The sequence below is a fragment of the Mesorhizobium sp. M2D.F.Ca.ET.226.01.1.1 genome (assembly GCF_004022705.2).
Lineage (GTDB): Bacteria > Pseudomonadota > Alphaproteobacteria > Rhizobiales > Rhizobiaceae > Mesorhizobium.
This window is the reverse complement of the sequence record NZ_RZOY02000006.1, coordinates 436,161-445,990: the sequence shown is the minus strand read 5'-3', so window position 1 is coordinate 445,990 and position 9,830 is coordinate 436,161. Positions and strand designations below refer to the sequence as shown.

Here is a 9,830-nt window from a genome sequence, read left to right as displayed (position 1 = left end):
TCAGTTGCGGCCGCTGTTCGGCTTCTTCGAGGCCCTTGCCTTGCCGACGGCCGTCTATGCGACGGACAAGGATTTCGCCGACGGCGTGCTGGTGTCCGAGGCGATCCGCAAACGCGCCGCGCAGGCGGTCGAGGAGGCGGGTTACGCACTTCTGCGGCGCACCGCCAGCCGACAGGTCGCGGCGGAATAGCAGAGGCCTCCGGCGGCAACTTCGATGGTACGCCCAGGAAGATCGGACTCATAACGCCATCCCGACAAGAGGCTTACGCCGTTGGCGTCTTCCGCCCCGCGATCAGGTCCGCTGCCTTCTCGGCAATCATGATCACCGCCGCGTTGGTGTTGGACGACACGATGCGCGGCATGACCGAGCTGTCGCAGACGCGCAGGCCCTCCAGCCCGCGCAGGCGGAGCTCGGGATCGACGACGCTGCCGGCATCGCCGCCCATTCGGCAGGTTCCGACCGGATGGTAGGCGCTGCGGCCATGCTCGCGGGCGAAGGCTTCGAGCGCCGCGCGGCCCCGCGTCGCCGCGCCCGGCAGATGCTCGCGGCTGATGTATTTTGCGAAGGCCGGCTGCGACAGGATCTCGCGGCTGATCTCGATGCCGTCGATGGCGCGCTCGAGGTCGTAGCGCTCGGCGAAAGGATTGGGGTCGATGATCGGCGCATCGCGCAGATCCGCCGAGCGCAGCGCCACACTGCCGCGCGAACGCGGCCGCACATGGTAGGAGTTCAGCGTGCAGCCATTGCCGCCGGGGACTGAGCCGATGCCTTCCTCGACGCCCGCGCCGGGCAGGAAATGGAACTGGATGTCCGGCGTCTTCTCGGTACGGTCGCCCCACCAGAAGCCGCCGGCCTCGACGATGTTGGAGGCCACCGGCCCCTTGCCGAACAGCGCGTATTCGAGACCGGCGACCGCCTGCCAGCGCTTCTTCTTGTAGCGGTCGATGCCATGCGGACCGTTGAGCTCGGCGACGACGTCGACATCCATGTGGTCGTGCAGGTTCTGGCCAACGCCGGCGAGGTCATGCACAACCTTGATGCCGTGTTGGCCAAGATGGCTGGCCGGGCCGATGCCGGACAGCATCAGGAGTTTCGGCGAGCCGATGGCGCCGGCGGTGACGATCACCTCGCGCTCGGCGCGCAGCAACTCGGTGCGGCCGTTGGCGATGATCTCGACGCCGATGGCGCGGCCATTCTCGACGACGACGCGACTGACCGTGGCGTCGGTGCGCAAGCTCAGGTTTCGACGCGCCATGGCAGGCTTCAGATAGGCGACCGCCGTGCTCGAGCGTTTCCCGTTGCGCGTAGTCGTCTGGTAGAAGCCGGCGCCTTCCTGCTCGCCGGCATTGAAGTCGGCGCGGAAAGGCAGGCCGGCCTGCTGCGCCGCCTTGACGAAGATGCGCGTCAGCGGATGCGGTGCGCCGCTGGAAACGCCGAGCGGTCCGTCGATGCCGTGCTCACGCCCCGCGAAAGTGTCGTTGCCCTCGGAGCGGACGAAATAGGGCAGCACATCGGCATAGCTCCACCCGGCGCAGCCGAAATCAGCCGCCCAGCCGTCATAGTCCTGCGGGCAGCCGCGCGTGAACACCTGGGCATTGATCGAGGAGCCGCCGCCGAGCACCCGCGCCTGCGGATAGACCATGACGCGGCCGTCGATCTCTCTGCCGGGGGCTGCGTCATAACCCCAGATCAGCGGGCCTGATGTCATCTTGAAGAAGCCGACCGGCATATGGATGTAGCGGTCGGTGTCGGGCGGCCCGGCCTCGAGCAGGACGACTGACAGGCCTGGATCCTCACTCAGCCTGGCGGCGAGCACGCAACCGGCCGAGCCGCCGCCGATGATGATATAATCAGCCATTCTCGCTCCCTTGCCGAGGCAAAATCCGGCCCTGCTCTTTTACGCGCGACGATCTCAAGTCGCTTGTGCCACGTCAAGAGAAAGGGTATGGTTGCCGTGTTGAAGGGTTGTCGTACAAGCGGAGGAGCTTGACGACCGTCAGCTGGAGGCCTCGGCCGCGCTGCCCGCGCAAGCGCCGGGCGGGAAAAAATTTCAATTGGGAGGTTCAAAATGAAGGACAGGAACAGTCTCACGCTTTCCGGCACGATCAGCCGCCGGACGCTGATGGTAAGCGCCGCCGCCGGGGCGGCGACGCTGGCCATGCCGAAAGTGCTGCGTGCCGCCGACAAGCCGACGCTGGTGACGTCGATCCGCTCGCTGTCCAATCCCTATCACGCGGTGTGGAAAACCGGCGCCGAGGCCTATGCCAAATGGGCCGGGCTGGAACACGTCACGCTGGTCTCGGAGGGCAATTCAGAGAAGGGCATCGCCGACATCAAGGCGATGCTGGCCAAGACCAACGGCAACATGGTGCTGAATTCCGACCCCAACGACACGCCCGACGCGCGCCCGATCGTCGAAGCCTGCGCCAAGGCGGGCGCCTATGTGGTGACGCAGTGGAACAAGCCCGCGGACCTGCACCCTAAGGATTTCAACCCGAACTATGTCTCGCATATCGAGTTCGACGGCATCTCCAGCGGCAAGACCATCGCCGAGATCCTGTTCAAGACGATCGGCGGCAAGGGCGGCATCGTCGCGCTCGGCGGCCTGATCTCGACGACGGCGGCGATCGAGCGCAAGAAGGGCCTCGATGCAGCCCTTGCCGCCAATCCCGACATCAAGCTGCTCGACTTCCAGGTCGCCAACTGGAAATCGACCGAAGCGTTCGATCTGATGGGCAATCTGCTCACCCGTTTCGGCGACGACATCAAGGGCATCTGGGCCGCCAATGACGACATGGGCTCCGGCGCGCTCGAAGCGCTGCGCGCCGAGAACCTCGCCGGCAAGGTGCCGATCGTCGGCGTCGACGGCATCAAGACGGCGGTCGACGCGGTGCGCACCGGCGAGTTCGCCTGCACCGTCACCTCGGATCCGTTCTGGCAGGGCGGAATGGGGCTCGCCATCGGCTACAACGCCAAGATCGGCAAGTTCGACCCGGCCAAGGAGCCGCCGGAGCACCGCGAATTCTACGGCAAGGCGGTGCTGATCTCGCACGACAATGTCGAGGAATATTACAAGACGAATGTCGAGTCGAAGCCCGAGATGGACTGGAACGATCTGTGGGGCCGGGTGACCGGAGCGATCCGCGCCTGACCCGTTGGGGCGGGCCGGCTTCTCCCTGGCGGCGGCCCGCTCCCTTTTTGCCGGTGTCCTGCGCCTGCGGCCATGACGCCTGTCATCCAGCAGACGGAAGCGGTTTCTTGACAATCGATACAGAACCCCTGAAGTCCGTTTCGGACATCGAGCGGACGACGCTTATGACATTCATTCCCGGCCGCATCGCCGTCATGTTTGGCGGCAGGCGCTGGCGCGGGCTGGCGCCACTGGCGGTGCTGGTCGTGCTGTGCGTGCTGATCACCATCGCCAATCCCAATTTCATCGAGCTACGCAACCTGGTGCGGCTCGCCAACTCCGCCGCCGTGCCGCTGACGCTCGCCATGGGGCTGACCTTCATCATCCTGATGGGCAGCATCGATCTTTCGGTCGAGGGTACCCTGTCGGTGGCGGCGATGGTGGTGGTGCTGCTGGCCGCCAATGACAGTAACGGCAACGACTATGGCTGGTGGGCGGTGCTGGCGGCGGTTGTCGCCGGCACGGTCATGGGCCTGATTAGCGGCCTGGTCCAGACGATGCTGCGCATCCCTTCCTTCATGGCGACGCTCGGCATGTGGTTCATCGGCCTTGGCCTGTCGGTCTATATGCTGGGCGGCTCGGCCATCCGCCTCAACGACGCCTCGATCCGCGACCTCGCCCTCTACCGTTTCCTTGGGCTGCCGCTGGCGGTCTGGGTCGCGGTCGGCGCTTTCGCGCTCGCCGCCATCATCCAGTATCACACCAGGCTCGGCCGCCACATACTGGCGATCGGCGGGGACGAGGACGTGACCAAGCTCTCCGGCGTCAATGTTACGCGCGTGCGCATCGCGGCGTTCGCGCTGGCCGGCTTTTTCTTCGGCATTGCCGGTGTGCTCGCAGCCGCCCAGCTTGGCCAGTCGCATGCCGTCATCGGCGACGGCAGGCTGTTTGCCGCGGTTACCGCCGTGGTCGTTGGCGGCACGGCGCTGACCGGCGGCGAAGGCGGCGTGGTCAACACGCTGATCGGCGTGCTGATCGTCACGGTTCTCGCCAACGGCATGATCCTGCTCGGCATCTCGCCCTACATCCAGCAGACGGTGCAGGGCCTGATGATCATCGCCGCGGTGGCGCTGTCGCTCGACCGCGTCCGCCTGAAGATCGTGAAGTGAGCGCCATGCTGCAGGCGTCGAACATCATCAAGAATTTCCCCGGCGTCCACGCGTTGCGCGACGTCTCCATCGAGGTGCGGCCGAACGAGGTGGTCGGGCTGATCGGCGAGAACGGCGCCGGCAAGTCGACGCTGATGCGCGTGCTCGCCGGCGGCTACCGGCTGGATGGCGGCTCACTCACGCTGGACGGCGAGCCGCTCAAGCTGCGCAACGCCCGCGACGCGGCCAGGCACGGCATCGGCATGGTGTTCCAGGAGCAGTCGCTGGTGCTCAACCTCACGGTCGCCGAGAACATCTACCTCGGCGAAGAGGACCGCTTCACGCGTTTCGGCCTCGTCAACTGGCGCGCCATGAACGCGGCGGCACGCCGGCAGCTTGCCAAGATCGGCGTCGACATCGACGTCACGGCGCGCACCTCCGAGCTCACCTTCGCCGCGCGCCAGATGGTTGAGCTCGCCAAGGCGCTGACCTTGGAGGAGATGGTCGAGCGTCCATTGCTCATCCTGCTCGACGAGCCGACCTCGGTGCTCAACGCCGCCGATATCGAGGTGCTGTTCACGCGGGTGCGCTCGCTTAAATCCCGCGCCAGCTTCGTCTTCGTGTCGCATCGCCTCGACGAGGTGCTGGCGATTTCCGACCGCGTCTACACGATGAAGGACGGCGCGGTCGTGGCCGAGCACCACACCGCGGACGTCACCGCGCCGGAGCTGCACGAGATCATGGTCGGGCGCGGCCTGCAGGCGGAGTATTACCGCGAGGCGCGCCAGCAGCCGCCGGGCGACAAGCTCATGGTCGAGGTCAAGGGACTGGGCGCGAACGGTTTTTATCGCGGCGTCGATTTTTCGATCCGGGCCGGCGAGATCGTCGGCATCGCCGGCGTCGTCGGCTCCGGCCGCGAGGAGGTGACGCGCACCATCGGCGGCTTCCTGCCGCACGATGCCGGCCAGATGAAGATCGCCGGCGAGACGGTGCGTTTCGGCTCGCCGGAACCGGCGGTGCGCAAGGGCATCGGCTATGTGCCGCGTGAGCGCAGGCTCGAAGGGCTGGTGATGTTCCTGTCGATTGCGGAGAACATCTCGCTCGCGGACCTCACGAACGTCATGCGTAACGGCGCCATCGACTACGGCAAGGAGCGCCGGCTTGCCGCCGACTGGATCAAGCGGCTCAGCATCAAGGCGCCGGGACCGGACGCCGCCTGTCGCAAGCTCAGCGGCGGCAACCAGCAGAAGGTGGTGCTGGCGCGCTGGATGACGGCGGGCTCGCGCATCCTGGTGCTCGACCATCCGACGCGCGGCCTCGATGTCGGCGCCAAGGAAGAGGTCTATGAGCTGGTGCGCGACCTCTCGGCGCAAGGTGTGGCGATCCTTCTGATCTCCGACACGCTTGAAGAGACGATCGGCCTGTCGCACCAGGTGCTGGTAATGCGCGACGGCGAGATCACCGCGCGCTTCGATGCGAGCCCCGGCAACAAGCCTAAGCAAGTAGACCTACTGCGAGCAATGGTGTGACAGACCGTTTCGAAACTCTACTCTGGCGGCCATCTGAAGGCGCTTTCTGCGCTTCCGGTGCTCACGGACCGATGTCCGCTCCGCTCCGGTTCTCGAAACCACCATCATATGTCTCGCCAGAGCGAGTTTCGAAACGGTCTTTGGAGACCTGCGATGAATGAAACGTTCTCCATCAGGCAGGTCTTCGAGGGCAAGTGGACTCAAGGCGCCATCCCGCTGGTGCTGCTCGTCGCCCTGCTCTTGGTCATCGAGATCGCCGCGCCCGGCTTCCTGACCGGCGAGACGCTGGCGCTGCTCTTCGCCAACACCGCGGTGCTGTTCATCCTGGCGACGGGTGTGACCTTCGCCATCCTGCTCGGCGGCATCGACCTGTCGATCCAGGCGGTGGCGTCGCTGGCGAGCGTCATGATGGCGCAGTTGCTCCCGTCGCTCGGCTTCGCCGCCTTTCCGGTGGCGATCCTGTCCGGCCTCGCCTTCGGGCTGCTGAGCGGCATCGTGCATGTCAAGCTGCGCGTGCCGTCCTTCGTCGCGACATTGGCCACCGGCGGCGTGGTCACCGGCCTGGCGCTCTGGGTCTCCAACGGCCGGGCCATAACCATCGAGGAAGCCGGGCGCGAGAAGACCGCCTGGATCAACGCCACGATTTTCGGCCTGCCGGTGGTGGTGCTGATCTCGGCGCTGATCGGCATCGTCAGCTTCCTCGCGCTGCGCTACACGCGCTTCGGCCGCCAGGCGATCGCGGTCGGCGCCGGCGAACCGGCCGCCTGGGCGGCGGGCATCAATGTCGACCGCACCAAGATCATCGCCTTCGCGGCGTCGGGCATGCTGGCGGCGATTGCCGGCGTGGTGCTGGCGGCGAGGCTGTCGAGCGGCTCGCCGGTCTTGGCCAACCAGTTGCTGTTGCCGGCCATCGCCGCCGTCATCGTCGGCGGCACGGCCATTACAGGGGGGCTGGGCGGGGTGGCGCGCACGGCGGTCGGCGCGCTGATCATCTCGATCGTGCGCATCGGCATGACCTTCGTCGGCGTCAACATTTTTCTGGAGAACATGGTGTTCGGCGCGGTGCTGATCGCCGCCGTCGCCATCACCATCGACCGCAGCAAAATCGCGGTCATCAAGTGACGAACCGATCCGCACCGCCTCCCAAGCAAGCGCGGACGGAGAGGGACCGCATCGGCGGCGAGCCGATGCGGTCCGGGCTGCAGTCATTGCATCGTGTCGAGGCCGATCAGCTCGATCTTGTAGCCGTCGGGGTCCTCAACGAAGGCGATGTGGGTGGTGCCGTGCTGCATCGGTCCCGGCTTGCGCGGGATCTTGGCGCCGCGCTTTTCGAGTTCGGCGCAGACCGCGTAGATGTCGTTGACGCCGAGCGCCAGATGGCCGAAGCCGGTGCCAATCTCATAGGGCTCCTCGCGGCCCCAGTTCAGCGTCAGCTCGACGACGGCTTCCTTGTCCTCCGGCCCGTAGCCGACAAAGGCGTTGGTGAACTTGCCGCCGGGATAGTCGTCGCGGCGCAGCAAGGTCATGCCGAGCACCTCGGTGTAGAAGGCGATCGACTTGTCGAGGTCGAGCACCCTGATCATGGTGTGCATGTAGCGAAAGCCTGGAGCGTCGCTCATTGGGAAAGTCCTCCGAATTCAGTGATTTGCCGGTCTGACCGTCCACATCAAACGACCGGTGGGAACGATGGTGCCGCTTGATGTTCTCAATCAGGGTTGTATGATAACACGACAAGATTGGTGGTTGTCCAGTCGTTTTCCCGGAAGGGTCAGAGTCAGTCCATGAATGCCGTGCCGCCCAATTCCGCATCGCTGATCGCCGCCCTTGCCGGCGTGCTGTCGGATGGCGGGCTGCTGACCGAGCCGCAAGACCTTGCGCGCTACAGCCGCGACTGGTCGGGTGATCATTTCGGCCGCCCGCTGGCGGTGGCGCGGCCCAGCTCGGTGGAAGAGATGTCGGCGCTGATGCGGTACTGCCATGCCGAGCGCATTCCCGTCGTGCCGCAGGGCGGCCTGACCGGCCTGGTCGGCGCGGCGGTGGCGGCTGACGGCGACGAGGTGGTCGTCTCGCTGGAGCGCATGAACCGGATCCGCTCGATCAGCCCGATCGATTTCGCCGTTGTGGTCGAGGCCGGGTGCATCCTCGAGGATGCCAAGCGCGCGGCGGAGGAGAGCGACTGCATCCTGCCGATCACCTTCGGGGCGCAAGGCAGCTGCCGCATCGGCGGCAATGTCGCCACCAATGCCGGCGGCTTCAACGTGCTGCGCTACGGCATGACGCGCGACCTGGTGCTCGGCCTCGAAGTGGTGCTGGCAGACGGCCGCATCTGGAACGGGCTGAAGGTGTTGCGCAAGGACAATCGCGGCTATGATTTGAAGCAGGTCTTCATCGGCTCGGAAGGCACGCTGGGCATCGTCACCGCCGCGGCGCTGAAACTCTTTCCCAGGCCGACGCAGATCGAAACGGCGCTGGTGGGCTTACGCTCGGTCGAGGACGCGATGGCCCTCTACGCGCGGGCGCGGCGCGATTGCAGCGACCTGCTTACCGCCTTCGAGCTGATCCTGCGCGGGGGCATCGAGATCACCATGCGCGAGGGCAAGGACTTTCCTGAGCCGCTCGGCAAGCCTTATCCAGCCTATGTGCTGATCGAGGTTTCCGGCGGCGGGCTGATCAATCTCAAGGATATGCTTTTGAGTTTTCTCGCCGGCGTCGAGAATCTCGTCGAGGACGGCGTTGTGGCGTCGACCCGAGCGCAGGCCGAGCGGCTGTGGCTCTACCGCGAGATCATGGTCGAGCGGCAGGGCCGCGGCGGGCGCTATCTGCGCACCGATGTCTCCGTGCCGATCTCGAAGCTCGCCGACTTCGTCACCGATGCGCTCTTCGAACTGGGACGGGCGCGCCCCGACGCGCTGCCGGTCACCTATGGCCATGTCGGCGACGGCAACATCCACCTCAACGTCGTGCCGCCGCAAGGCATGAAAGCCGAGGCGATCGAGCATCTTTTCGAGCAGGCGGAAGCGGAGATTTTCGCCGTCGTCGACCGCTATGGCGGCTCGATCAGCGCCGAGCACGGCATCGGTCGGGTCAAGCAGCGGGCCTTCCTCGATCGCATCGATCCGGTGACGCTCGATCTCGCGGCGGGCATCAAGGATGCCTTCGACCCCTGCCATATATTGAGCAACGGCCGCATTCTGGCGTCCGCATCCGCGCTCGACTATAGGTGAGCGATGACGCTGAAGCTCGACAAGGTCAATCGCGGTCCGCACCTCTCCACGCTCGTTGCGAGTTCGATCTCGCGCGAGATCGCCCAGGGGCGGCTGAAGCCCGGCGATCAGCTGCCGACCGAACAGGCGCTGGCGACCACGTTCGGGGTCAGCCGGAACGTGGTGCGCGAGGCGATCGCCAGGCTGCGCTCCGAGGGCCGCATCTGGTCGCAGCAGGGCAGGGGCGCCTTCGTCGCCGACGCGGCCAATGCCACGGTGCTGACGATCGACTACGAGACCTTGCAGCGGGCGGATTCCTTCCGCAACCTGTTCGAGCTGCGCGGCGTGCTGGAGGTGCAGATTGCCGCGCTCGCCGCCAGCCGCCGTTCCGATGCCGATATCGCGGCGATGGAGCAGGCGCTCGATGGCATGCGAACGGCACCCTATGGCAGCGTCGCCTGGCTGAAGAACGACCTCGGCTTCCACCGCGCCGTCGCCGAGGCGACCCAGAACCCGTATATGGGACAGTTTCTCGTCTTCGTCTCGGAACGGGTGCGCGAAAGCATCCTGGCCGCCGGCAACCAGCAGAAGTCCGACGACATGGCGCGCACGACGCTGGGCGAGCACGAACGCATCCTGGCGGCGATCAAGGCCGGCGACGCAAAAGGCGCGAGCGCGGCGATGACGCGGCATCTCGCCGGTGCTGCCTCGCGTGTCGGACTGCCAGGCGGCGAGGCCTCGGCGAAGCCAGCGTCGCCGGCGCGACATTCGAGGTTAAGGAAGGCTGTGCGCGGGCAGGCGGCAGGGTAGGCGGCAGCT

General features: G+C 66.1%; 8 protein-coding genes and 1 pseudogene. 7 read left to right on the top strand and 2 right to left on the bottom strand.

What is annotated here, in order from left to right:
- A pseudogene (locus EN869_RS17115) lies at positions 1 to 190 on the top strand (FMN reductase); the annotation flags it as partial.
- Between the two features lie 73 nt (positions 191 to 263).
- On the opposite strand, the gene EN869_RS17110 reads toward EN869_RS17115, so the two are convergent.
- Positions 264 to 1,859 carry a GMC family oxidoreductase N-terminal domain-containing protein gene (locus tag EN869_RS17110; RefSeq protein ID WP_127229370.1) on the bottom strand — a complete coding sequence of 532 codons (1,596 nt, stop codon included), beginning with the start codon at positions 1,857 to 1,859 and terminating at the stop codon, positions 264 to 266.
- 210 nt (positions 1,860 to 2,069) lie between these two features.
- Between EN869_RS17110 and EN869_RS17105 the strand changes: the two genes are divergently transcribed.
- The 4 genes from EN869_RS17105 to EN869_RS17090 all read left to right on the top strand — a co-directional run bounded on the left by EN869_RS17105 (position 2,070) and on the right by EN869_RS17090 (position 6,930).
- Positions 2,070 to 3,152 (top strand): sugar ABC transporter substrate-binding protein, encoded by a 1,083-nt coding sequence (locus EN869_RS17105; RefSeq protein ID WP_127229369.1) that lies wholly within the window; start codon positions 2,070 to 2,072, stop codon positions 3,150 to 3,152.
- Positions 3,153 to 3,316: 164 nt separating this feature from the next.
- Complete coding sequence (locus EN869_RS17100; protein WP_127229376.1) at positions 3,317 to 4,300, top strand: ABC transporter permease; 984 nt, start codon at positions 3,317 to 3,319, stop codon at positions 4,298 to 4,300.
- Positions 4,301 to 4,305: 5 nt separating this feature from the next.
- Complete coding sequence (locus EN869_RS17095; RefSeq protein WP_127229375.1) at positions 4,306 to 5,808, top strand: sugar ABC transporter ATP-binding protein; 1,503 nt, start codon at positions 4,306 to 4,308, stop codon at positions 5,806 to 5,808.
- A gap of 153 nt (positions 5,809 to 5,961) precedes the next feature.
- Complete coding sequence (locus EN869_RS17090) at positions 5,962 to 6,930, top strand: ABC transporter permease (RefSeq protein WP_127229368.1); 969 nt, start codon at positions 5,962 to 5,964, stop codon at positions 6,928 to 6,930.
- An 83-nt stretch (positions 6,931 to 7,013) separates the two neighbouring features.
- Here EN869_RS17090 and gloA read toward each other — a convergent pair whose 3' ends face one another.
- Positions 7,014 to 7,427: a lactoylglutathione lyase gene (gene gloA, locus EN869_RS17085; protein ID WP_041004220.1), complete on the bottom strand. Its 414-nt coding sequence runs from the start codon at positions 7,425 to 7,427 to the stop codon at positions 7,014 to 7,016.
- Positions 7,428 to 7,589: 162 nt separating this feature from the next.
- On the opposite strand from gloA, the gene EN869_RS17080 reads away from it, so the two are divergent.
- Positions 7,590 to 9,032 carry an FAD-binding oxidoreductase gene (locus EN869_RS17080; RefSeq protein ID WP_127229367.1) on the top strand — a complete coding sequence of 481 codons (1,443 nt, stop codon included), beginning with the start codon at positions 7,590 to 7,592 and terminating at the stop codon, positions 9,030 to 9,032.
- Between the two features lie 3 nt (positions 9,033 to 9,035).
- Positions 9,036 to 9,821 (top strand): FadR/GntR family transcriptional regulator, encoded by a 786-nt coding sequence (locus EN869_RS17075; protein ID WP_127229366.1) that lies wholly within the window; start codon positions 9,036 to 9,038, stop codon positions 9,819 to 9,821.
- The last annotated feature ends 9 nt before the right edge of the window (positions 9,822 to 9,830 follow it).

Bases quoted from the DNA above. Each gene is read 5' to 3' on its own strand.
- EN869_RS17110 (WP_127229370.1), bottom strand. From the start codon at position 1,859: ATGGCTGATTATATCATCATCGGCGGCGGCTCGGCCGGTTGCGTGCTC.
- EN869_RS17105 (WP_127229369.1), top strand. From the start codon at position 2,070: ATGAAGGACAGGAACAGTCTCACGCTTTCCGGCACGATCAGCCGCCGG.
- EN869_RS17100 (WP_127229376.1), top strand. From the start codon at position 3,317: ATGACATTCATTCCCGGCCGCATCGCCGTCATGTTTGGCGGCAGGCGC.
- EN869_RS17095 (WP_127229375.1), top strand. From the start codon at position 4,306: ATGCTGCAGGCGTCGAACATCATCAAGAATTTCCCCGGCGTCCACGCG.
- EN869_RS17090 (WP_127229368.1), top strand. From the start codon at position 5,962: ATGAATGAAACGTTCTCCATCAGGCAGGTCTTCGAGGGCAAGTGGACT.
- gloA (WP_041004220.1), bottom strand. From the start codon at position 7,427: ATGAGCGACGCTCCAGGCTTTCGCTACATGCACACCATGATCAGGGTG.
- EN869_RS17080 (WP_127229367.1), top strand. From the start codon at position 7,590: ATGAATGCCGTGCCGCCCAATTCCGCATCGCTGATCGCCGCCCTTGCC.
- EN869_RS17075 (WP_127229366.1), top strand. From the start codon at position 9,036: ATGACGCTGAAGCTCGACAAGGTCAATCGCGGTCCGCACCTCTCCACG.